Consider the following 23489-nt stretch of genomic DNA (forward strand, 5'->3'; position numbering starts at 1 on the left):
GCGTTCACGAAGCGTTGTTCTACTCTTCGTCGCGTTCAGTGGGGGGAGGTTATCATGGCTGGTTTCGGTCGTTTGGCGGCAAAGGTGCTTCTTGCAATGCTGCTGCTGGTCGAGGCGGCATCGGCACAGCCGGCCGAGCGCCGCATCGTGCCGACACCGGATGCCGATTATTTCGGCCATGACTACGATATCCTGCGCGACGTCGACGAGAACATCTGCGAGACGGCCTGCCTGTCCGATAATCGCTGCAAGGCTTTCACGCTCAACCGGTCGAGCGGCTGGTGCTTCCTGAAGGAAGAGGTGGGAGAGCTGCGGCAGACGCCCGGTGCGCTTTCGGGCCGCATCGTGCTTGCCACGATTGCCGACCCGAATGCGGTCGCCGCCCGCGAAAAGCTGTTGCCCTTCCTGCCGGCATCGCTGATCGACGAGGCGCGCAATGCCCGGCTGTCGCAGGACGGCCCTTCGAAGGACGCTTCGTCCTGGCTGGCAGAGGCGCGCGATGCCCTGAACACGCGCCCCGACGATTGGGATGCACGGCAGGACAATGCGTCCCTGCGTCGTACGGCGTCCATTTCGGCGTTCGTGCTGGCCGAAGACCCGGCCCAGCAGGCAGAGGCGCTCGATGTCATGGCCACCGCGCTCGGCGAGGATGGCGAGTGGAAGCCGGCCATCGCCGCGTGGCGGCTTGCGGTTTCGTTGAACGCCGACGATGCGATCGCCAGACGGCTCGACGAGGCGCTTGCGGCGCACGGCTTCCGGATCGTCGGCAACAGCGTGGACAATAATGCAGCGACGCCCCGCATCTGCCTGAACTTCTCCGAGGATCTGACGCCATCCCTTTCCGGCGGCGATATTGCGGGCGACTTCCTGTCGGTCGACGGCGGTGACGATTATCCCGTCTCGGCATCCGGCAGCCAGATCTGCGTGGAGGGGGTGAAGCATGGGCAGCGATACCGCATCCTTGCGCGCGCCGGCATCCCGGCCGCATCCGGAGAGACGCTGCCGCATCAGGCCGAAACAAACATCTATGTTCGCGACCGCGATCCCGCAGCGCATTTTGCCGGCAATGCCTATGTCCTGCCGGCCGGCGGCGCGGTTTCCATTCCCGTCACCAGCATCAACACCGACCGGCTGAAGCTGCGCCTGCTGCGGATCGGCGACCGGCAACTGGCCCGGACGATAGGCGAAAGCACGTTCCTGTCGCAGCTTGCCACCTATCAGCTCGATACGATTGCAGGCGAGACCGGCGAGGAGGTCTGGCACGGCGAAATGGATGTCTCGGGCGCCACGAACGCAGAGACGGTGACCGCCATTCCGCTGCGCGACGTGCTGGCCGAGGCCCGGCCCGGCGTCTACATCCTGTCGGCCGCGCCGGCCAACAGGCCGCGCGAGGACGACGCCCCCGCGCAGCAATGGTTCGTGCTCACCGATATCGGCCTGACAACGCTGTCCGGCGCCGACGGACTGACCGTTTCCGCCCGCTCGCTTGGGACCGCCGAGGCGCTGGAAGGGATCGATCTGGAACTCGTCGCCGCCAATAACGAGGTTCTGGGGCAGGCCCGGACCGATGCGGAGGGGCGCGCGGTCTTCGCGCCGGGCCTCAGCGCCGGCGACGGCGGGCAGAGGCCGGCGGTGTTGACGGCTTCGCGGGGCGATGGGCAGGACTTCGTGTTCCTGGATATGACGACCGCCCCCTTCGACCTGACGGACAGGGGGGTGGAAGGGCGTGCACCGGCCGGGCCGATGGATGTGTTCCTGACGCCGGATCGTGGAATCTATCGCCCGGGCGACACCGTCAACCTGACGATGCTGGTCCGCGATGGTGAGGCCCGCGCGGTGGAGGGTGCCGCGCTGACGCTCGTCGTTACCCGGCCCGATGGGGTGGAGTATCTGCGGCGCGCGGTGGCGACGGGCGATGCCGGCGGCACTGCGCAGGCTGTCGATCTGCCCGCCGCAGCCATGCGTGGCGGCTGGCGAATGGCCTTGCACATCGATCCGGAGCGTCCGGCCATCGCCTCGACCAGTGTCCAGGTTCAGGATTTCGAGCCGCAGAAGATCGATTTCGATCTGCCGCAACCGGGGCCCATCGATCCGCAAGCGCCGCCGGAATTGTCCTTCGACGTGCGCTATCTGTTCGGGGCGCCGGCCGCCAACCTGACGGTAGAGGGCGAAATCGTGGTCAGCGCCGTGCGCAGCCTCCCCGGGCTGAGCGGGTGGCTGTTCGGCCTTGCCGACGAGGAGTCGACGCCCGGACGCCAGGCGCTGGAGCCCATTGCCACCGATGAAGATGGCCGTGCGGCCTTGTCCTTGCCCGTGATCGATGTTCCGGGCACGACGCGTCCGGTGTCCGCCGAGTTGATCGTGCGCGTCACGGATGCCGGTGGCCGCCCGGTGGAGCGCCGCGTCGATGTTCCGCTGATTTCGCGTGGGTCGCGGCTGGCTGTCAGGCCCGCCTTCGACGGGTCGGTTCCGCAGGGTTCACAGGCCAGCTTCTCCGTCGCGCTGTTCGGCGAGGATGGGCAGCCAGTGGCCGCACCCGGGGTGAACTGGGTGCTGAACCGCGTGACAACGGATTTTCAGTGGTACTCCACCAATGGCCGGTGGAACTTCGAGCCGATCCGGCGGGTGGAGCGCGTGGCGGATGGTACGCTCGATCTTGCCGGCGGGGACCCGGCGAACCTGTCCGTGCCGGTCGACTGGGGCGGCTACGAACTGGTGGTCTCCGCCCCGGATGCCGTGCCGGCCAGCCTGTCCTTCAATGCGGGCTGGTATGTTGCAGCGGGTTCGGCCGATACGCCCGACATGGCCCGCCTGACACTCGACAAACCCCGCTACAGCGTCGGCGAGGAAGCCGTGGTGCGTATCGAGCCCCGGTTTGCCGGGCGCGCCGAGATCGTCGTCATGCGCGAGGGCGTCATCGGCCGCACGGTCGTGGATGTTCCCGCCGGCGGTGGAGAGGCGCGCCTGCCCGTAACCGCGGAATGGGGCGCCGGCGCCTATGTGACGGCCTTCGCCTGGCGGCCCATGGATATCGAGGCGCGGCAGATGCCGGCGCGTGCCATCGGCCTTGCCTATGCGGCGGTGGACCCGGGGGAAAGGGCGCTGTCGGTTACTATCGAAGCGCCGCAATCCATGCGTCCGCGCCGGCGGCTGGACGTGCCCGTACAGGTGTCGGGGGTGCGCCCCGGCGAGCGTGCCTTCCTGACGCTTGCCGCCGTCGATGCGGGTATCCTCAACATTACCGACTTCCAGCCCCCGTCGCCCGGCGACTGGTATTTCGGCCAGCGCCGGCTGGGTGTCGATATCCGCGATCTCTATAGCCGCCTGATCGACCGCATGCAGGGTGCGCCGGGCTCGGTGCGCTCCGGCGGCGATGCCGGCGCAGATGCCGTCAGCCCGCCTGCGATGGACGAGCTGGTCTCGCTCTTTTCCGGCGTGGTGCAGTTGGACGGTACCGGCCGCGCCGTGGTGCCGCTGGATATTCCCGACTTCGACGGCGAGTTGAAGCTGATGGCCATCGCCTGGAGCGACACGGGCGTCGGCCAGGCCGACGCCAGCGTTACGGTGCGCGATCCGGTGGTGGCGCAGATCAGCCGGCCGCTGTTCCTCGGCCCCGGCGATACGTCGCGCATCGCGCTCGACCTTGCCCATGCCGATGGCCCGGCAGGGGCCGTCCGCTATGCCTTGACCGGCGGCGACGGCGTCCTGCGGCTGGACGGCGCGGTGGCGGGCACGGTCGAGCTTGCCGAGGGGCAGCGGATACGCCGCCTCGTCCAGATGACCGCCATCGACGAGGGGGAGGCCACCCTGACGCTCGAGATGACACCGCCGGACGGAGAGGTGCTGACGAAACAGATGCGCGTGGCCGTGCGTTCGCTCAGGCCGGACGTCGTACGGCGCTCCAGCCTCGAACTGGCCGCCGGCCGCAGCCTGACGCTGGGGCAGGACATCTTCGTCGATCTTGCACCGGATACCGCCTCGGCGACGCTGACCGTGTCGAGCTTCCCCGGCTTCGACGTCGCGGGTGCGGTACGCGCCCTGGATCTGTATCCCTATGGCTGTACGGAGCAGCTCACCAGCCGCGTGCTGCCGATGCTCTATCTCGACGAGACGATCCTGTCGGCGGGCCTCGGCGAGCGGCCCGATATCGGCGAGCGCGTCATTAAGGCCATCTCGGGCATTCTGGCCAACCAGGGCTCCTCGGGAAGCTTCGGCCTCTGGGCGCCGGATTACGGCGATCTGTGGCTCGATTCCTATGTCACGGATTTCCTGTCGCGTGCCGCCGCCAAGGGCCAGCCCGTGCCGGCCGAAGCGCTGTCGCTGGCGCTCGACAACCTGGCAAACCAGGTTGCCTATCTGCCGGAAAAGCCGGACTGGGCGTCCGCTGCCTATGCCTATTACGTGCTGGCCCGCAATGGCCGTGCGGCGATCGGCGACCTGCGCTATGTGGCGGACAACCGCATGGACGAGTTCGCCACACCGCTGGCCCGCGCCCAGCTTGCGGCCGCACTGGCCCTCTACGGTGACCGGCTCCGTGCCGAGACCGTTTACCGCACGGCAGTTGCGAGCGCACTCGACAGCGATGGCGACCGGTTGGGCCGATCCGATTACGGCTCCGCGCTGCGCGATGCGGCCGGCGTCGTGACACTTGGCCTGGAGCAGGACATTCCCGGTACGGATCTGGACCCGCTGGTGCGCAAGGTCGGCATGGAGCGGGCAGCCGCGCGCTATACCTCGACGCAGGACGAAGCATGGTCGCTTCTGGCGGCCCATGCCATCGTAACGCGCGACAAATCCGTGCTGGAACTCGATGGAGAGCGGCGCGAAGGCGCCTATGCCACCCGCTTCGATGCGGCCTCGCTGGCTGCGCCGGCAGCAATCCGCAATGCCGGCGCCAAGGCGCTGACGGCGGAAATCACCGTGCGCGGCAAGCCGACCGTGGCCCTGCCGGGCGAGAGCGCCGGATATGCCATCGCGCGCAGCGTCTATACGCTGGATGGAGCGCCCGCATCGCTTGATACCGTTGCGCAGGGCGACCGGCTGGTGGCCGTCATCGAGGTGACGCCCATCGACCGGCAGTCGGCACGCCTGATCGTCGACGATCCGCTGCCCGCCGGCTTAGAGATCGACAACCCTTCGATCCTGAAGGGCGGGGATGTGGCCGCACTGGATTTCCTGGACCTGACGGACGATGCCGCGCACACGGAGTTTCGGGCCGACCGGTTCATCGCTTCGGTCGACAAGGATGATGGCGACGTCGCGCCGATGCGCTTTGCCTACATCGTGCGGGCCGTCTCGCCGGGCCGTTTCCTGCATCCGGCCGCGCTGGTGGAGAACATGTACCAGCCGGAGCGGCGGGCGCGGACAGAGGAGAGCCTTGTCGAAGTCGTCGGTCCGCTGCAATGAGGGTTGGGCGCTGGCTTATCCTGCCGGCGCTGCTGGCCGTTCTTGTCGGGCTTCTGGCCGTATCGGGCCTCGTGCGGCAGGAGGGCGACAGGCGGCTTGCCGATTGGCGCGAGCCGCAATTGGGGGCCGTGGCGCTGGACAGGAACGGCGCGTTGCTCCGGGTCTTTCCCGTGGATGCGGGCCGATGGCGCATGGATGTGGCGCTGGCCGATGTCGACCCGCGCTTTTTAAGCATGCTGCTGGCCTGGGAGGACAGGCGCTTCGAAGGCCATTCCGGCATCGACTGGCTGGCCATCGGCCGTGCGGCATGGCAGTCGGTGCGGCATGGGCGGATCGTCTCCGGCGGATCGACGCTGACCATGCAGGTGGCGCGCATGGTGCGCGGCCTGCCGACCGGCAGCATGACGGCCAAACTGGAACAGGCCGTGGTTGCGCTGGCGCTGGAACGGCGCTTCACCAAGGACGAAATCGCCAGCCTGTATCTGCGCCTGGCGCCCTATGGTGGGCCGGTGGAAGGGATACGGGCCGCCAGTCTTGCCTGGTTCGGCAAGGAGCCGCGCCGCCTGACGGCAGGTGAGGCCGCGCTTCTGGTGGCGTTGCCGCAAGCGCCCGAGCGGTTCCGGCCGGACCTTTATCCCGAGCGTGCGGAACGCGCGCGCAACCGTGTCCTGGCGCGGATGGCCGAACTTGAAGTCCTGTCGCAGGCCGAGGCCGACCGTGCCATGCGCGAGCCGATCCCGCGCCAACGCCGCGCCATGCCGATGATGGCCGCGCATCTGACCGACAGGCTGCGGCGCGACAACCCCGGCCGGGTGCTCTATCGCCTGACCATCGATGCCGGGCTGCAGGCGCGCCTGGAAGATTACGCCCGTCGCGAATCCGCCAATCTGCCCGGCACCGCCGGGCTGGCGCTGATGGTGGGCGACTATCGCACAGGCGAGGTTGTCGCGCAGGTAGGCTCGGCCGACATGTTCGATCGGACGCGCCAGGGTTATGTGGACCTGACACGGGCGCGCCGCTCTCCCGGATCGACGTTGAAGCCGCTGATCTACGGCCTGGCGTTCGAACGCGGCGTGGCGCACCCGGAAAGTCTGGTGGACGACCGTCCCACCAGCTTCGCGGGTTACCGGCCGCAGAATTTCGACCATGGCTACGAGGGCGTGATGACGGTTCGCCGCGCCCTGCAATTGTCGCGCAACCTGCCCGCCGTGGAGCTGCTGCGCGCCGTCGGGCCGTCGCGGCTTATCCAGCGCATGCGGCGGGCAGGGGCCACGCCGGAGCTGGGCAGCAACAGCCTGCCCGGGCTGGCCATCGGTCTGGGCGGGCTCGGCATCTCGCTGGAAGATCTCCTGCGCCTGTACGGGGGCCTCGCCAATGGCGGGCTGGCCATGCCGCTGTCGTATGAGGAGGGGCCCCGGCAAGGCGGCCACCGCATGCTGTCGCAGGCGGCGGCATGGTATGTGACATCGGTTCTGGCCGGCGCGCCGACGACCGCCAGCGGTCCGCCGGGCAGCCTCGCCTACAAGACGGGTACGTCCTACGGCTACCGCGACGCCTGGAGCCTCGGCTATGACGGGCGGTATGTGGCAGGCGTCTGGGTGGGCCGGCCGGACGGCGTGCCCGTTCCCGGCCTTGTGGGGCAGGATGCGGCGCTTCCGCTGTTGAAGGGTGTCTTCTCCAGGCTTGGCGGCGCCGAGCGGTTGCCCGGGCCGCCACCCGGAATCCTGGCCGCGGGCAATGCCCGGTTGCCGTCTCATATGCGCAAGGTGGGCACTGTGGCCGGGCGGCTTCAGCCCGCCGACGCGCCCCAGATCGTCTACCCGCCAGCCGGTGCCCGGATCGAACTTGCCCCCGGCGCCTCCGGTGCGCCATTGGCATTGAAGGTGCGGGGTGGCCGGCCCCCATTCACCTGGTATGTCGGCGGCCGGCCGGCGCTGTCGGGCGTATTCGGGCGGGAAGCCGCCTATCCGCTGGCGTCAGCCGGCTTTGCCGATATTTCCGTCGTCGACAGCGAGGGGGTTGCGGCCAGCACCTCCGTCTTCGTCGACCAGCCCGTCGAAACGCAGGCTGACGCGCAGGCCGGGCGCGGCGTCGTCGAGGCGGACGGTGGCCCGGTGGAGGTCCGCGATAGCGGCCACCATTGACAGGCCAAGCCCGTTGCCCGGTGTGCTGCGGCTGGAGTTCAGGCGGTACAGGCGGCGGAAGACGTTGCCGCGCTCGGCCTCCGGTATGCCGGGACCGTCATCCTCGATACGCCACAGCACCGGCCCGTCCGCCTGGCCGCGGAGCGTCACGGCGATGCGGGCCGGCGCGGGCGCATGGTTGATCGCGTTCTCGATCAGATTCGCCATCATCTGCGTGAGAAGGTCCGGATCGCCCGAAACCTGCAGGGCGCTGTCCGTATCGAAGGTCAACGTGTGCCCGGCATCGGCCGCGACATCGGCGTAGATGTCGCAGATCCGCGCGGTCAAGGCAGACAGGTCGGTGGTGCGAAACCGCTCGCGGCGCACGCCGGCTTCCACCTGGGCGATGCGCAGCAGGGCATTGAATGTCTCGATGATCCCGTCGGCCTCGGCAATGGCGCCATCCATCGCGGCATCGAACTCGGAAGGCGTCGGCGGATGCGCCTGAAGGCGGTCCAGCCGCTGCCGCAGCCGTGCCAGCGGCGTGCGCAGATCGTGCGCGATGTCGGTGGACACCTGCCGCAGACTGTCCATCAACCGCTCGATCCGCGCCAGCATGACATTGATATGCTCGGCCAGCCGGTCGATCTCGTCGCCGCGCCGCCTGACGGGCAGCCGCCCGTCGAAACGCCCCGAGGTGACCTGCCGCGTCAGCGCCAGGATGGCGTTCACCCGGGCGGCCGGCTCCCGGCTCAAGGCGAAACCCGTGACGAGGGCGCCGATGGCGATGGCGACGCTGCCCACGAGCAGGCAGAACAGGACGATCTCCTGCGTCTCGTGCAGGATATGCGAATTGCGTCCGGCCAGCACCTGATAGGGGCCCATCGTTTCCCCGAAGCTGAACAGGCGGACTTCGTCGTCGCTGTTCATCGCGGCCGCGTCTTTCAGGTCCTGGTCGGCCTGCACGATGGCGTGCGGCAGACGCATTTCCTGCCAGCCTTCGTGCCATACGTCCTTCGGGATATTGCCGGCGATCATCCGCCCGTTTTCGGCCAGAAGATAGAAATCGTCGCCGGGCGCGCCTTCGGCGTGCTCGCTGATGGCCAGCGATAGCTGCGATATGCCGCCGGTGTCGTAGGCCGAGCGCAGCGCCTGCATGTCGTATTGGATCTCGCGCTCCGAAATGCCGCGAATTTCCTGCGTGGCGACGATATAGACGACGCCCAGGATCATCGAGACGAACAGGGTGAAGATCAGCGCATAGGTTCCGGCAAAGCGGAAGGCGAGGGTGCGGAACATGGGTCGTCAGGCTTCCAGTATGTAGCCCGAGCCGCGCACGGTGCGGATGATCTCGTTGCCGAAGGGTTTGTCCACCTTGGCACGCAGCCGGCTGATATGCGTTTCCACCACATTGGTCTGCGGGTCGAAATGGAAATCCCAGACGCGCTCCAGCAGCATGGTGCGGGTGACGAGGCGCCCCTTGTTGCGCATCAGATATTCCAGAAGCTGGAACTCGCGCGGCTGCAGGTCCACCGCGACGCCGCCGCGCGTCACGCTGCGCGAAACGAGGTTCATCCGCAGTTCGCCTGCTTCCAGCACCGTTTCCTCGCGCCGGGCGGGCCCGCGCCGCGTCAGAGCGTTCAGCCGCGCCAGAAGCTCGGAAAAGGCAAAGGGCTTCAGAAGATAGTCGTCGGCGCCGGCCTCCAGCCCCTCGACCCGGTCGTCGACGCCCCCCAGCGAGGTAAGAAACAGGATCGGCGCATCGCGCCCGGCCGAGCGCAGGGCGCGCACCAGCGACAACCCGTCCAGGCCCGGCAGCATCCTGTCGACGATCAGGGCATCGTAATCGCGCGTGCAGGCCAGCTCCATGCCGGACAAACCGTCCGCCGCCCTGTCCACGCCGTGGCCCGCCTCGGCAAGGCCGGCGCCGATATAGCCGGCGATGCCGGAATCATCCTCGATCAGCAACAGTTTCATCCGCCACTCCCGCACACCCGGCATCGACAACTATACGAAATTGTATAGTGCCGGCCAGTCGCCCGACATGCGGGCCCGATACTGCCTTCGCCATCCGCAATTTCGCAGACGGAGGCAGGATGCGTCCTTCCCGACCCGTAATCGGCAGTGTCGCGCTTTCGGCGCTCACCGCCGCCTACATACTTTTCGCAACCAACGCCACGTTCTGGGCCAAGGCGTTCGCCTATTTCGGGGAGCATGTCGAAGCCCTTGCCATGTTTGCGGCGGGGCTGTTCGCGCTGTTCCTGGCGGGGCTCACCACCGTTTCCGTCAAGTATCTGATAAAACCCCTGTTCATCCTGCTCGTGCTGGTCGCCGCTGCGGCCTCCTACTATACCGACACGTTCGGCACGGTGATCGACCGGCAGATGATCCAGAACATCCTGTTGACGACACCGGGCGAGGCGCGCCACCTCGTCTCCCCCGATATGGCGCTGCATCTTCTTATCTACGGGCTGCTGCCGGCCGCCTTCATCGCAGCGGTGCGCATCCGGCACAGGCCCTTCCTTTCCAAGGTGCGGCGCAACAGCCTGGTCATTTTCCCCGCGCTTCTTCTGGCAATCGGCATCGTCTTCGCCAACTACCAGGCCTTCTCCGGCACGTTCCGCGCGCATCGCGACCTGATGGCCAGCCTCAACCCCGTCGCACCCATCGGCGCCGCCGTCCGATACGCCGACCGCCTGACGCGGGAGCGCAACATCGTCGCCGAGCCGCTCGGGCTCGATGCCCGGCAGTCCGAGCGGGTCGCCAGGTCGCAGAAGCCGGTCGTCACGGTGTTCGTCGTGGGCGAGACGGCGCGGGCGCAAAACTTCGGCCTGGCCGGCTACGCGCGGGATACGACGCCGGAATTGCGGGCGCTGAACGTGGCCAGCTTCAACGACGTATCGAGCTGCGGCACATCGACGGCCGTCTCGGTGCCCTGCATGTTCTCGGTCTATCCAAGGGCCGATTATACGGAGCCGAAGGCGCTGGCGACGCAGAACCTGACCGACGTCCTGTCCCATGCCGGGCTTTCCGTGGCGTGGTACGACAACGATACCGGCTCCATGCAGGTCGCCGACCGCATGGCGTACGAGTTTCTGCCCGCAAAGGCCGACGATCGCTACTGCGAGGGCGGCGAATGCCTGGATGATGTCCTCGTCAACCGGCTTGCCGTGGCACTGGATGGCGTCAAGGGCAACAGCGTGATCGTGCTGCACCAGCTCGGAAGCCACGGGCCGGCCTACTCTGCCCGCTACCCGGCCGCGTTCGAGCGCTTCAAACCGGCCTGCCACACAAGCCAGTTCGCCGACTGCACGCGCGAAGAGATCGTCAACGCCTACGACAACACCATTGCCTATACGGATCACATCCTGGCCGAGGCGATCCGCCTTCTGGACAGGCACCAGGAGCTGGCAACCAACCTCTTCTTCGTTTCCGACCACGGGGAATCACTTGGCGAGAATGGGCTTTTCCTGCATGGCGCGCCCTATTTCATGGCGCCCGATACGCAGACCCGCGTCCCGATGATCGCGTGGTTTTCGCCGTCCTATGCCGCACTTGTCGGCCTAGACCAGGGCTGCGTCCGCAACCTTGCCGATGCGCCGCTGTCGCATGACAACGTGTTCCATACCATGCTGGGCCTCTCGGAGGTGGCCACCTCTGCCTATCAGCCGGCGCTCGACATGTTTGCCGCGTGCCGGGGCAGGGCCGGCGGTGTGCTCGCGCAACTGCCGGAGCAGCGTTCATGAGCGCCGATATGGGCTTTCGCACGGCCCCCGCCAAACAAATGGGGCTGCGTCATCTGGCCGGCGCCTTGTCCTATTCGATGGGCGGCCTCCGGCGCCTGATGGCGGAGACGGCCTTCCGGCACGAGCTGCTGGGGGCTGTCGCCGCGATGGGGGGTCTTGCCCTGGCAGGGGCAGGGGCCGGCGCCCTTGTGGGGCAGTTCGTGCTGCTTTGCGGCCTGTTCGCCTTCGAAGCGGTCAACACGGCCATCGAGCTGCTGGTCGACAGGGTGTCGCCGGAGTTTTCGGCCTTCGCACAGCAGGCCAAGGATCTCGGCTCGTTTTCCGTGCTGGCCATGATCGTCGCAAACACGGCATGGGCCGGCCTTGCCTTGTGGCGGGCCCTGGCCGGCTAGAGCGCGGAATGTTGCGTTGCAGTCGGGCCTTGCCGCCTGCTCGACTGTCCCGTAGAGAAGTTTTTGTGAGCTACGCCCTGCGCCTGTTTCTGGTCATCGCCTTCAGCCTCGCGGCAACCCTGACGTCGCGCGCGGGGCTGGTCATTGCCGGCGGATGCCCCTCCAAGCAGGAGGTGCAGCGCAGTTGCCCGGTGGAGCCGGCTTCCGCCGCGCTGCCGATGCAATCCAAGACTGACGCCAAATGCGGCATGGCGGTGCTGGGACGTGGCCACGCGCCGGCGGCACGCTTTGCCGATGGAGCCTGGTTGCCTTCCCATGTGGTGGGGCTGCCGGAAGGCCAACCGCCCGCGCGGGACGACCCGCCCCCTCGAACCCGTCTTTCCTGATCGACGACCAGACCTTCAATGGCAGCCTGCCGGCGGACTTGGGTTCCGCGGGCGAATGGCCTTCCGGCGGCTGCCCGACAGTATGACAGGACAAGACATGAGCAATCACATGGACCGCACCCGGCTGCGCATTCCGGCGCTTTCGGGCTTCTACGGCGCACTCGGCACTCCGGCGGAGACGCTGTTGCGCGTCATCTGCGGCGTCGCGCTGATGACGCACGGCTTTCCGAAAATCCTCAACCCCTTCGGCGCGATCGGAATGGTAGAGGGGCTCGGCTTCTATCCGGGGGTCTTCTGGTCGCCGCTTCTGGCGATCACGGAATTCTTCGGTGGGCTGCTGCTGGCCATCGGCCTGTTCACCCGCCCGGCCGCCCTCGGCACGACCATCGTCCTGCTCGTCACGGTGTGGTTCCACTGGATCACGCGGGGCGAAGGCTATTCCGGCGCCGAGAAATCGATCCTCTGGGCGGCGATCACATTCTACTTCTTTGCCATCGGGGCCAACCGGCACTCGGTGGACGCGAAGCTGGGCCGCCAGTTCTAGACGGCGTATCGAGGCGGCTTCACTGTCGAAGCCGCCTCGAAAACGATGGGTCAGCCCGCAGCCTGGCCCTTGTGGTGCGCCTTGGCGCCGGCACTACGCTGCTTGCCGAAGCCGGGCTTGCCGAATGACGGCTTGCCCGATGCCGGCTTGCCCGACTTCGAGTAGGCCGGCTTGCCGTACTTGCTGAAGGCCGGCTTGGAGAACATCTTCGCATCCGGCGCGGTGCTCGGCGTGATCGTGGCATCGTCGCCATCGGCGTGACGGGCCGCTTCCGCAAAGCCGCCTGCCGCGGATTCCGCCACCTCGAAACGGGTTTCCCGTTCGAAGATGCGGATCGCGCCGATTTCCTGCCGGCTGATCTTGCCGCGACGGCAGATCATGGGCAGCAGCCAGCGCGGGTCGGCGTTGGCGTTGCGGCCGACCCCGACCTTGAACCATACCATGTCACCGGCAGGTCCACGGGCGGCGGGAGCGAAGTCACGTTCCGGACGGCCCTTGCCCATGTCCGAGCCCGGATCGCCGATATCCTCGGCGGCAGGCAGTTTCTGGCGGTACAGCCGCACCAATGCGGCGGCCAGCTCCAGCGGGGAACGGCCCTCGGCCAGCCTCTGGGCCAGCGCGGTCTCTTCCTCGGTGGATTCCCCGGAAAGGAGCGGGTCGGACAGGAAGCGCTCCTCGTCCTTGCGGCGAACGTCGTCCGGCGAAGGCGCCGGGCCCCATTGCGGGCGAACGCTGGCCTCGGCCAGCAGGCGCTCGGCCTTGCGGCGGCGTGCCGGCGGTACCAGCAGCACCGAGACGCCCTTGCGGCCGGCACGCCCGGTGCGGCCACTGCGATGCTGCAGCGTCTCGCTGTCGGACGGCAGCTCGGCATGGATGACGAGGCCCAGATTGGGAAGATCGATCCCGCGTGCCGCGACGTCGGTGGCGACACAGACGCGGGCATGCCCGTCGCGCAGTGCCTGCATGGCGGCGTTGCGCTCCTTTTGGCCCAGCTCGCCCGACAGGGCGACGGCGGTGAAGCCGCGCTCGACAAGGCTTGCGTGCAGGCGGCGAACCGCTTCCCGCGTGTTGCAGAATACGATGGCGCTGCCGGCATCGTGGTAGCGCAGCAGGTTGACGGTCGCGTGCTCGGTTTCATTGGGCATGATGCGGATGGCCTTGTAGGCGATATCCGCATGCGCCTTCGTGCCGTTGCTCGTCTGGATGCGCAGCGCGTTGGTCTGGTACTGGCCAGTCAGGCTGACGATGGATTTCGGCAGCGTAGCCGAGAACAGAAGCGTGCGTCGGCCTTTCGGCGTCGCTTCCAGAAGCAGTTCGAGATCTTCGCGGAACCCGAGGTCCAGCATCTCGTCTGCTTCGTCCAGAACGACGGCGCGCAGCGACGCCAGCGACAGCGCACCGCGCTCGAAATGGTCGCGCAGGCGGCCCGGCGTTCCAACAACGATATGGCAGCCGGCGCGCAGGCGCCGTTGCTCGGTGCGCGGGTCCATGCCGCCGACGCAGGTGGCGATGGAAGCACCCGTTTCGGCATACAGCCAGGTCAGCTCGCGATGCACCTGCAGTGCCAGCTCACGGGTCGGTGCGATGATCAGCGCAAGCGGGGCGGAGCCGGCGTCGAAACGCTCGGCATCGCCCAAAAGGGTCGAGGCGATGGCAAGGCCGAAGGCGACCGTCTTGCCCGAGCCGGTCTGGGCCGACACCAGCAGGTCGCGGCCTTCGGCGTCGGGGCGCAGCACGGCGGCCTGCACCTCTGTCGGTTCGTCGTAGGCTTGTGTGGCAAGGGCGCGCGCAAGCGCGGCGTTGGTGGCGGGAAACGGCATGTCGGCAATCCTTATGAAGGCAGGATCGCGCTCCGCAATCCAACGGCAATGGGTTCGATAGGGCAAGGGGTGCGCCGGCAACGGAAGCACCGCATGCTCGAGTTTTGCCGGATCCTGCGTGCGTCCTACACCAAACCGGACGCAAAGTCACGCGCGACATAAAAATGGGGCGGCCCGCCGGAATGGCGGACCGCCCCTGCAAATGCAGATCGATGCCTGACGCCCGGTGGTGTCAGCTCAGATCGGCGGGCACCTTGCCGCCATTGGCCTTGAGCTTCTGGATAACCTGCTTGTGCAGCCAGATGTTCATCGTGGCGGAATCGTCCGTGTCGCCGGTATAGCCAAGCTCCTGTGCCAGTTCCTTGCGGCTGGAAAGGCTGCTGTCGAGCCCAAGCGCCTTCATCAGATCGACGATGGAGGTTTTCCAGTTGAGCGACTGACCGCTTTTCGAAACCGCATTGTCCAGCACCGCGCCGATGTCCACTTCCGCACTGCCCGCTGTCGATGCCGACGGTGCCGAGGGAGTGGGCGCCGGAGCGGCCTGGGCCGTCGTCGATGGCGATGGTGCCGATGGCGTAGCCGGAGCAGTCGTCGGCTGCGCAGTCGGGGTTGCTGTCGGCTCTGCGGTTGCCGCCGGCTCTGCGGCCTCGGCCTCACCCCAGATTGCGTTCTTGATGCGATCGAAAATACCCATGCTTTGTCCTCCGTTCACAATAAAGAGATTTCTAGGGTCGCAAGCCCAACCTGCAAGCAGGGCAGGGGTTCCATTTGCCACCCGCCGGGAAATGCTACGCCGATCTGATGATCGGTCGTGCGAGCTCAACCTTTAGTTGAGGTCAGACAACCCTTGCGCGTTTACGTCCGGAACAGAGATAGCTTCCCATGAAGTACGCCGATCAAGAGCGTTGTATCGAGGGAGTCTCGTCGCATGGCAAAGGTGGGTGTCGAGCTGGTTTCGGCGTCGGTAGCAGACTGGTCGCGGGAAAAACCGCAACGTCTGTGGGATCCGTCCCGGCGTTTGATCCAGGCGATCCGTAACTATCAGAAGGCCTCGCAGTCATCTGGGTTGCTCCGCGTTTTCCGGCAGCAATGGTGGAAGAACGTGCATCGCTTCTGGTCGGTGGTCACGCAGTGCGAGATCAATCTCGAAGCCGATATCGGCGGTGGCTTCCTGATGCCGCATCCCAATGGCATCGTCATCCATCCCGACAGCCGCATCGGCCCCAACTGCATGATTTTCCAGCAGGTAACGCTGGCAGCGGGCGAAACCGGGTCGCCCAGGCTCGGCGGGCATGTCGATATCGGCGCCGGAGCCAAGATTCTCGGCGACGTGACGATCGGCGACCATGCCGTCATCGGCGCCAATGCGGTGGTGCTGACGGATGTTCCGGCCTACCACACCGCAGTCGGCATTCCGGCGCGCATCCTGCCGCCCCGGAAGGACAGGGTTGAGACAAGGGTTGCGCGCGCGGCGTAAGCCGCCGATCAGGGGGCGATGTCGACCTTGCCCATCGGCGGATCGTCTCGTGGCCGACCGAGCAAATATCCCTGGCCGAAATGGATGCCGTTGGCGCGCAGCCACTGTAGCTGGGTGTGGTTTTCTATGCCTTCGGCGACCAGGTGAATGTTCAGATCGGCCGTCAGGCGGGCAACGGTCCGGATGATGGCTTCCACCTTCCGGTCGGGCAACTGGCGAAGGAAACTGGCGTCGATCTTCAGCCCATCGACGTTGATCTTGCGGACATAACCGAGCGAAGAGTAGCCGGTACCGAAATCGTCGAGCACGAGCTTCACCCCAAGCGCCTTGATCGCCGATAGCTGGTCCAGCGCCTCGTTGAAGAAATCGATGAAGATGCTTTCGGTGATTTCGATGCCGAGTCTCGATGGCGCCAGCCCCGTCTCGGCAAGCACGTCGGCGAGAAGGCCCGGAAAGCGCCCGCTTGCAAGCTGTTGCGGCGACAGGTTCACGTTGACCTGCACGGTAGCCGGCCACTGGCCGGCGGCCTCGCAGGCGCGCCGCAGAACCAGTTCTCCCAGCCGGTCGATCAGCCCGCTTGCTTCCGCCACCGGGATGAATTTGTCGGGTGATACGGCCCCCCGGTCGGGATGCCACCAGCGCGCCAGCGCCTCCAGGCAGACGACCTGTCCGGTGAAAAGATCGACGATGGGCTGATAGACGACGGCGATCTGGCCGCGATCGATCGCCTCGGCCAGCTCTTCCTCCTGAAGCAGCCGGGCGTGATACTCTTCCTCGAGCTCGCGCGTGAACGCATAGACGATGCCTTTCCCCTCGGCCTTCGCCTTGTACAGGGCCAGGTCGGCCATGAAGAACAGCCGCGACGCATCCATACCGTCGTCCTTCGATGCGGCAAGGCCAAGGCTGGCGCTCGGCTTCACGCTGCGGCCGTGCAGCGCCATGCGTGCGGTAATAAGCTCCGACAGCCGGTCTGCCGCCGCGACGCCCTCTTCCAGGTCCATGTCGGCAAACAGCACGGCGAATTCGTCCCCGCCAAGCCGCCCCGCCGCGTCCGACGGCCGCAGGATGGACCGGATACGGTCCGCAACGGTTGCCAGGAGCTGGTCGCCGAGGTGGTGGCCGTAGGTGTCGTTGGTAGTCTTGAAGTCGTCGAGGTCGATGCTGACAAGCACGAAACGTCCGCCATTGCGGCAGGCATCCTCGATCAGGGCCACGAAGGCCTTGCGGTTAAGAAGCCCGGTCAGCCCGTCATGGCGCGCCATATAGGCCAGTTTCCGGTCCGCTTCGTAGCGCTCCGTGATATCGCGGCCGATACCCCGAAAACCGGTGATCTGCCCGTCGTCGCTGTGCACCGGGTGTCCGGTCAACTGGAACCAGCGTTGTTGCGCGCCGCTTCTGGCCGTCGCGGTGATGTCGCGGAAGGCAAGCCCTCTTGCGATGAAGTCCGCCAGTTGTGGATGCCGATCGGCATCCTCGGACGCCTGCATGACGGTGTCGAGGCGCCTTTCGGCGGGCGCGTCGGCACCCCGGCCGGGCAGAAGCGGCAGATTTGCCGGCATCGACCGCAGGTGGCCCCTTGCATCGGTTTCCCAGAGCCAGTCGGAAGACCCCTCCTGAAATTCCCGAAGGAAGATATTCACGGTGGTGATTTCGCGCCGAAGGGCAGCCTGCGCCCGGGAGCGACCGTCGAAGGCGAGGTTGGTGCAGATGATGCCGACGATGGCGTAGAGCGTATAGGAGGTGAAGGCGATGGCTGTGACCGCATCGGCCATGCCCAGAAATGCGACCGCGATGATGGACAGGGTTGCAACCGGCACGAAGAAACTGAAGGCGACGATGGCCGGAACGCAGATGATCGGGGTGGATACGACACCCAGCGCAAGGCCGATGATCAAAGCGTGTTGCCCGTTATCTCCATAGTAGGCGAGCAGGTTGATGAGCGCGCCCCATGCGATGCCGAGCGTGAAATACAGGACGCATGCGCGCTTCAGATAGGCGAATGCGCGGTTGGTGCGCCGCCAGCGCAGCGCCGCATCCATGATGAGCGCGTAGATGAAAAGGATGACGACGCCCGCCAGCGGCAGCAGCGGGCGCTCGAAGGGATGGAAGTTGAGTACGATGAAGATCGCGTTGACGACGCCCGTCGCCGTGAAGAGCATGCTCAGGTAGAACAGCAGGCTTGCCTGGTCGTAAAGCGTTTCGTCGTCCTGGCGCGACTGCGGCGGCTTTAACCGGAGAAGGCGGCGCAGCGTAGCTGCGCCTCTCCTCGACAAAGCCTGGACTGACTCCCAACGCATCACCGCCGCAGCATCCCGTGCACCTTTGGAACGATCATTCCGGTCCGACCCCGGTACTCGGTGTAGGACGCTGCCATCGTCGTATTGAGAAAGCGCCTTTCTTCACCTTTTGCAATTGCGAAGTACCATATGATCAAAGGAGTCGCGACCAGCCATTGTATTCCGCCCACCGCCATCGCCGTCCCGAACCAGAACAGGCAGTAGGCCAGATAGAAAGGATGGCGCACGAAGGCATATGGCCCCGCCTGGTGAAGTGCATCGGGATCGGCTTCGCTGTGCGCCAGTTGCGGCGGCCTGTGGCTTGTGGTCCGGACCGCCCACCAGAACAGCGCCGTCGAAGCGCAGCACAGGGCGATGAAGCCCGCAGCCGGCGCGCCGGCAGTGTCGCCCGTGACCACCAGATACAGAAACAGCAAGGTGGCGATGGTGCTGGCGGCCGTCAGGGCGCGCATGCCGGATGGCATGCCGTCTGGCGCGCGGAAATGTCGCTGCAATCCCCAGCTGAAAGAGGCGAGGGGGATGATGGCGAAGAAGATGACAAGAAACTTCAACATCGCTCAGGCTCCCTTCAGCGACAGGGTTACGGCTTCGCCCTTGAAGAAGCCGTCGAGATTTCCGGTGGAGCCCGCCAGCGGGTCCATGGCGGGTACGGCCTGGCGTACCTTGTCGTATCGCGGGCGGTCGCTTGCCATCAGGCGCATCGGGCAGCTCAGCCCGGGATAGGGGCGCAGGTCGGATGCCGCCTCATAGCCGAGACGGCGGTAGAAGGGCGCGTGGTTGGCGCGCACACAGGCCAGATGCACCTGGCTGTGGGCGCACAGGGCCACATATCCGGCCATGCGATAGAGCAGGAAAACCAATCCCTGGTTGTTCTCGGCCTCGGGGCTGCGAACCAGGCGCGTGACCTCGATACCGCGGCCCGAAAACGAACTGCCCTCATCCCTGTTCAACAGGTCGTCGACTTCGTCGCGGAACGCATCGCGCGCCGGTGAGGTCAGGTCGGTTCCGCGCGCCAGCGTGCAGGTGCGCACCGATGCGATGGCGACATCGCCATCGTAGATCACGATGGTGCTGGCATTCGGCATGTCGTCATAAATGTCCTTGAACAGGCCGGATGCATTCGGCTCGATGTGGCCACCGGCCACATAACTGCGATAGCGGACGCGGTAGGCATCGTTGCGGACCGAATCGGCGACCGCGAGTCGCGCCACATAGTCCTCGGACCGGGCCGCGGAGCGAACCCGGCGCGCCTGCGGCGTCTTGGTCGGTGCTTGCGCTACCGCATCGTGCTGCGATTGCGTATCGGTGGGGAACGGCGACAGAGTATGGTTCATCGATGGGCCTCATTGTTGGAGCAACCCAGTCGGTCGTCGGCCCCGGTGTCGACCGGGGCAGGAGGATGACGATGCGGCCAGGCACCGTTATTGTGACGGCCCCGGTGGGGTCAGTGAAAGCCCCGGCGTCTGGCGGGTATCCCATTTGGTGAAGGGGTCATTCTCCGTGCAGATCTTTCAACCCGTCGAAACCGTCGCCGAGTTTCGCACTTTGGATGAGGGTGATGTGTTGTGCGGATATCTCGACGGGCTCAGCGGCACGCCGTGTGCGCTGGGCGAAGTCTCGCGCGCCTACTGGCATGGATGGCGCAACGGGCTGGTCGATGGAGGGTTCGCAGAGCCCGATTCTGCACAACTCAAGCTGGATGCTCAATTCGCCAGACTGGGCCATCGCCGCCCCGACGGCAGATGAGGCGAAAGGGGCCGCATCGATCCGGCATCGTCACCGGCTTGTCATATCCCCCATGTCATCTGGCGTAGCGCGTTTCACCGTGAACAGGTTTCGATGAAGGACGCCCCGGACACGCTCGCCGACCCGACATCCCGGCATCACGGCTCGCCAAGGGAGGTCGCGCTTGCCTTCCTGAAGCTCGGCTTGACCTCCTTCGGCGGTCCGATTGCGCATCTTGGCTACTTCCGCACCGAGTTCGTGGCGCGCCGCCGCTGGATCGACGATGGCGGCTATGCCGATCTCGTCGCCTTGTGCCAGTTTCTGCCGGGCCCGACGTCGAGCCAGGTTGGGGCTGCGCTGGGGTTTCTGCGGGCCGGCCCATGGGGTGCGTTGGCCGCCTTTGCCATGTTCACCCTTCCGTCGGCGATATGTCTGTTGGCCTTCGCATACAGCGCCGCCTCATTCGGCGGGCCGCTGCAGCACGGCGCCATCCTGGGCCTGAAGATCGTCGCGGTGGCGATCGTCGCCCAGGCGGTTCTTGGCATGGCCCGAAGCCTCTGTCCCGATCGGGAACGCGCAACGATTGCGGTGGCGGCCGTCCTGATACTGGCTCTCGTGCCGGGGGCGTTCGGTCAGGTCGCCGCAATCGCTACCGGAGCCGGTGCCGGGCTTCTATGGTGCCGCTCCGATGCGTCACGGCCTACCGCGCCTCTGAATTTCGGCGTTACGCGCGCCTTCGGCATCGGCAGCCTGGCCCTGTTCCTGGCTCTGCTTGTCGGTCTTCCCCTCATCGCGTCCGCTTTCGGCTCCGATATGCTCGACGTCGTCGACGCCTTCTACAGGTCCGGCTCGCTGGTCTTCGGTGGTGGCCATGTGGTTCTCCCGCTTCTGGAAGCCGCGACCGTGCAAACCGGTTGGCTGTCGACGGATACGTTCCTTGCCGGATATGGGGCGGCGCAGGCTGTGCCGGGCCCGCTGTTTTCCTTCGCCGCCTATCTCGGGGCGCTCCTGCCAAGCATGCCAAACGGCCTTGTCGGAGCTGCCGTCGCCCTGCTTGCGATCTTCCTGCCAGGCTTTCTGCTGCTTGCCGGCGCAATGGCGTTCTGGGACGGTTTGCGAAGCCGTCCAAGCGCCCAGGCTTTTATGCGCGGCGCCAACGCAGCGGTTGTCGGAATTCTTGCAACTGCGCTCTACGATCCGTTGTTTACGAGCGCCATCGTCGACGACCTGTCCTTCGCACTTGGCCTTGCCTGCTTTGTCCTGCTCACCGCCTGGAAAGTCGCGCCCTGGCTGGTCGTCGTCCTCGGTGCGCTCGGCGGCGTCCTGATCGCCGCGCTATGAATAAGGCGGCCGGCGAAAACGCCGGCCGCCTCTACAGTTTTTTGGAAATGTCGGGCCTTTCGATACGCGCTATGCCGCGCGTATCGCGTCGATCAGGCGGGCCAGCGTTTCCAGACCGCGGTCGGTGAGGCGACCCCGGTCACCGTCGACCTCGATCATTTCCGCGTTCACCATTTCGGATATGCCATCCGGATCGGCTCGATGACCCGATCCATCATTCAGGACGACATCCCGGACGATCTCTCCACTCGCCAACTGGTGGTAGGCGGCAAAAACGAGAATGGATAAGCCCTTGTCCGTGATGCTCATCGGCGATCCGCACCCGCATCGTCGTTCAGCGGGTTGCCGGCATCGTCGAGCGGAGCGTCTTCCTCTCCCACTTCGACCCCATCGTCGTAGGTGGGTGACAAGCCCTTCCGCTCGGCCGGGCCTTTGTCCGCATGGGCCGGTTCGTCCGTATGGATGACTTCGGGCCCGTCCACATGGCTTGCCGGGACGGGGTCGGATGTCGGGAACGTATCTTCCAGCGACGTGTCCAGCTTTTCCTCGGTGGTCATCGGGCGGTCCTGGTCGCCCGGTTTCGGGCGCTCGTCGAGCTTGTTCTCGTCTTGATATCTATCTGGCATGACTGCCTCCTGTATTTGCAGCAGTGAAGCGTTGGACGCGATCGGCGCAGCTCTGGTCCGGGTTCAAGCCAGTCCGGGCTGCTCGTCCTCTTCGTCAAGGTGGCCCGGCCGGCCATCATCGCTGGGTAACCGCAGGCCTTCGGCGCCGACATCGTCGATGTCTTCGGCGTCACCGTCCTCGTCCATCTCGTCGAGGTCTTCCTCGACTTCGCGTTCCATTTCGGCCGAGCTGGCATCATCGTCGGTCACGACCTCGCCCGGCTTCAGCGGATTGCCATCCGGCATCTTGTCGTTCGGGTTTTCACCGACATTGGTTGTTCTGGACATTGCATCCTCCGTGCTCCGTTGAAGGAATAAGGGGTGCTGCGCAGCTCCGTTCCGTTGGTGCGACGAACTGGACGCAATGGGATTCCAACAGGCGATCACGCTGCCTCGGCCTGCCGATTTTAAGGACGCCAGCTATCCAATATCTCGACCACGCTTGCCATCTCGATCTGCTCGGTGAACCGTGAGCGATAAAGCTGCATCAGAGCATCGTGCGTTTCATCGGCCGAACTGCAAATGGCGTCGGTGGCCACTATGACCCGGTAGCCGCGATCGACGGCGCCGAGCACGGTGGCAAGAACGCAAACGTCGGTCTCGCCGCCGCTGACAACAAGAGACCGGACACGACTTTGCGACAGCAGACGATCGAGGTCGCCCTCCATCCACGGAGAATAGACCCGTTTATCGATCATCCTGGCCGGGGGAACGAACCGGGCCAGCGGCGGCACCAGATCCACCAACCCCGGATCCATCTGGTCCAGTGTCACATTCGCCCAGCGCCGGTAGTAACGCTGCCAGCTCCCATATGTGTCCTCGGCTCGCGCCGGTGGCACAAATCGGGTGAACACCGTTCGGTCGGCGTGCCGTGACGCCAGCTTTTCGACCGCAGGAAGAATGGTCTCCATCCAGGGGACTTCCCACGGGCCCCCAGGCGCGAAAAGCTGCTGCATATCTACGCATAGATGCACGCAGTCGTCGCAAATCGGGCCATGAACCAACCCCTGAGCACTCATAGCGATGTACCGCCATTGCACCGCACGGCCCCCGTGCCCCAGGTCATCCGAGGCACGGGCGGCGGCGTTCCGTCAGCCGGCAGCGGCAGCGTCCATCCATTGCTTGTGGCGGGATTCATCCGCAAAGGCTTTCTGAAAAAACGCCCGGGCGTCCGGGGTCGCGGTTTCGTTTTTCGAGGCTTGGTCGTACGCCATCTTGGTCTCGATCTCGTTGGTCGACATCGCCTTGAGGATCGTCTTGTCCCCGATCAGCGATGCCAGAGCGACCTTCCCCGTCGTCAGGTACTGTTTGGCGTCACCTTCCTGCGGGGCGGTGGTACCGATTGCGCCCGCCAGCCGCGTCAATTCGCTCACGTGGCTTTCGTGATCGGCCTTGAACTCGGCGATCCTGGTTTTGGAGGCCTGGTCTTCGAGTTTATCGATCGTCGACTCGTACGCGGCGATCGCATCGTGTTCGAGGATAAGCAGGTTCTGAACGAGCTTCTCAAACGTGTTCTCAGTTCCGACTGTGGTAACCATCGGACATCTCCTTCATCGTGTTTCAAGTT

At 65.8% G+C, this 23489-nt stretch carries 20 protein-coding genes and 1 pseudogene; 9 read left to right on the forward strand and 12 right to left on the reverse strand.

All coding sequences use genetic code 11. The annotated features are described in order from the left end of the window. The first annotated feature begins 54 nt into the window (after positions 1-54). Entirely contained in the window at positions 55-5406 is a 5352-nt protein-coding gene (locus AUL31_RS02505; RefSeq protein WP_060600794.1) for an alpha-2-macroglobulin family protein, read from the forward strand. Then, positions 5403-7550, forward strand: coding sequence for a penicillin-binding protein 1C (gene pbpC, locus AUL31_RS02510; RefSeq protein WP_073468977.1), 2148 nt, complete (start codon positions 5403-5405; stop codon positions 7548-7550). Before AUL31_RS02505 ends, pbpC begins: the two co-directional genes overlap by 4 nt. On the opposite strand, the pseudogene AUL31_RS20640 reads toward pbpC, so the two are convergent. Both AUL31_RS20640 and AUL31_RS02520 read right to left on the reverse strand, forming a co-directional pair. Then, positions 7524-8828, reverse strand: a pseudogene (locus AUL31_RS20640) (sensor histidine kinase); the annotation flags it as partial. The gene pbpC and the pseudogene AUL31_RS20640 sit on opposite strands and share 27 nt — an antisense overlap. Before the next feature lie 6 nt (positions 8829-8834). Beyond that, positions 8835-9506, reverse strand: coding sequence for a response regulator transcription factor (locus AUL31_RS02520; protein ID WP_060600802.1), 672 nt, complete (start codon positions 9504-9506; stop codon positions 8835-8837). A gap of 119 nt (positions 9507-9625) precedes the next feature. On the opposite strand from AUL31_RS02520, the gene AUL31_RS02525 reads away from it, so the two are divergent. The 4 genes from AUL31_RS02525 to AUL31_RS02540 all read left to right on the forward strand — a co-directional run bounded on the left by AUL31_RS02525 (position 9626) and on the right by AUL31_RS02540 (position 12597). Continuing rightward, entirely contained in the window at positions 9626-11275 is a 1650-nt protein-coding gene (locus AUL31_RS02525; RefSeq protein ID WP_060600806.1) for a phosphoethanolamine transferase, read from the forward strand. Next, complete coding sequence (locus tag AUL31_RS02530; protein ID WP_073468979.1) at positions 11272-11667, forward strand: diacylglycerol kinase; 396 nt, start codon at positions 11272-11274, stop codon at positions 11665-11667. The genes AUL31_RS02525 and AUL31_RS02530 overlap by 4 nt, the downstream gene beginning before the upstream one ends. 65 nt (positions 11668-11732) lie before the next feature. Continuing rightward, positions 11733-12053: a hypothetical protein gene (locus AUL31_RS02535; RefSeq protein ID WP_060600809.1), complete on the forward strand. Its 321-nt coding sequence runs from the start codon at positions 11733-11735 to the stop codon at positions 12051-12053. Between the two features lie 97 nt (positions 12054-12150). Further along, a complete protein-coding gene (locus tag AUL31_RS02540) occupies positions 12151-12597 on the forward strand; it encodes a DoxX family protein (RefSeq protein ID WP_060600812.1) in 447 nt (148 codons plus the stop codon). Between the two features lie 50 nt (positions 12598-12647). On the opposite strand, the gene AUL31_RS02545 is transcribed toward AUL31_RS02540, so the two are convergent. Together AUL31_RS02545 and AUL31_RS02550 are read right to left on the reverse strand one after the other, a co-directional pair. Continuing rightward, positions 12648-14417 (reverse strand): DEAD/DEAH box helicase, encoded by a 1770-nt coding sequence (locus AUL31_RS02545; protein WP_060600815.1) that lies wholly within the window; start codon positions 14415-14417, stop codon positions 12648-12650. 232 nt (positions 14418-14649) lie between these two features. Next, positions 14650-15111, reverse strand: coding sequence for a DUF3597 domain-containing protein (locus AUL31_RS02550; protein ID WP_060600818.1), 462 nt, complete (start codon positions 15109-15111; stop codon positions 14650-14652). Between the two features lie 234 nt (positions 15112-15345). On the opposite strand from AUL31_RS02550, the gene AUL31_RS02555 reads away from it, so the two are divergent. After that, positions 15346-15894, forward strand: a complete 549-nt coding sequence (locus tag AUL31_RS02555) for a serine acetyltransferase (protein ID WP_060600822.1) — start codon at positions 15346-15348, stop codon at positions 15892-15894. 8 nt (positions 15895-15902) lie between these two features. On the opposite strand, the gene AUL31_RS02560 is transcribed toward AUL31_RS02555, so the two are convergent. From AUL31_RS02560 to AUL31_RS02570, 3 genes are read right to left on the reverse strand one after another with little or no spacing between them, the layout of a single operon-like run. After that, a complete protein-coding gene (locus AUL31_RS02560) occupies positions 15903-18191 on the reverse strand; it encodes a putative bifunctional diguanylate cyclase/phosphodiesterase (RefSeq protein ID WP_060600825.1) in 2289 nt (762 codons plus the stop codon). Further along, positions 18191-18745 carry a methyltransferase family protein gene (locus tag AUL31_RS02565; RefSeq protein ID WP_060600830.1) on the reverse strand — a complete coding sequence of 185 codons (555 nt, stop codon included), beginning with the start codon at positions 18743-18745 and terminating at the stop codon, positions 18191-18193. The genes AUL31_RS02560 and AUL31_RS02565 overlap by 1 nt, the downstream gene beginning before the upstream one ends. Before the next feature lie 3 nt (positions 18746-18748). Further along, complete coding sequence (locus AUL31_RS02570; protein ID WP_200801660.1) at positions 18749-19525, reverse strand: N-acyl amino acid synthase FeeM domain-containing protein; 777 nt, start codon at positions 19523-19525, stop codon at positions 18749-18751. A 166-nt stretch (positions 19526-19691) separates the two neighbouring features. Here AUL31_RS02570 and AUL31_RS19875 point away from each other — a divergent pair, with 166 nt between their 5' ends. After that, positions 19692-19937, forward strand: a complete 246-nt coding sequence (locus AUL31_RS19875) for a hypothetical protein (RefSeq protein WP_073469067.1) — start codon at positions 19692-19694, stop codon at positions 19935-19937. Between the two features lie 93 nt (positions 19938-20030). After that, positions 20031-21257 (forward strand): chromate efflux transporter, encoded by a 1227-nt coding sequence (gene chrA, locus AUL31_RS02580; protein ID WP_060600836.1) that lies wholly within the window; start codon positions 20031-20033, stop codon positions 21255-21257. Between the two features lie 69 nt (positions 21258-21326). On the opposite strand, the gene AUL31_RS02585 is transcribed toward chrA, so the two are convergent. The 5 genes from AUL31_RS02585 to AUL31_RS02605 all read right to left on the reverse strand — a co-directional run bounded on the left by AUL31_RS02585 (position 21327) and on the right by AUL31_RS02605 (position 23460). Then, a complete protein-coding gene (locus tag AUL31_RS02585) occupies positions 21327-21566 on the reverse strand; it encodes a hypothetical protein (RefSeq protein ID WP_060600840.1) in 240 nt (79 codons plus the stop codon). Further along, complete coding sequence (locus AUL31_RS02590; protein ID WP_060600844.1) at positions 21563-21883, reverse strand: hypothetical protein; 321 nt, start codon at positions 21881-21883, stop codon at positions 21563-21565. Before AUL31_RS02590 ends, AUL31_RS02585 begins: the two co-directional genes overlap by 4 nt. A 63-nt stretch (positions 21884-21946) precedes the next feature. Further along, a complete protein-coding gene (locus tag AUL31_RS02595; protein WP_060600848.1) occupies positions 21947-22210 on the reverse strand; it encodes a hypothetical protein in 264 nt (87 codons plus the stop codon). A gap of 119 nt (positions 22211-22329) precedes the next feature. Beyond that, positions 22330-22941: a cysteine hydrolase family protein gene (locus AUL31_RS02600; RefSeq protein WP_073468980.1), complete on the reverse strand. Its 612-nt coding sequence runs from the start codon at positions 22939-22941 to the stop codon at positions 22330-22332. A gap of 72 nt (positions 22942-23013) precedes the next feature. Next, complete coding sequence (locus tag AUL31_RS02605; RefSeq protein WP_060600854.1) at positions 23014-23460, reverse strand: DUF2383 domain-containing protein; 447 nt, start codon at positions 23458-23460, stop codon at positions 23014-23016. Between the last annotated feature and the right edge of the window lie 29 nt (positions 23461-23489).

Origin of the sequence: Aureimonas altamirensis (assembly GCF_001463885.1) — a bacterium.
Lineage (GTDB): Bacteria > Pseudomonadota > Alphaproteobacteria > Rhizobiales > Rhizobiaceae > Aureimonas > Aureimonas altamirensis.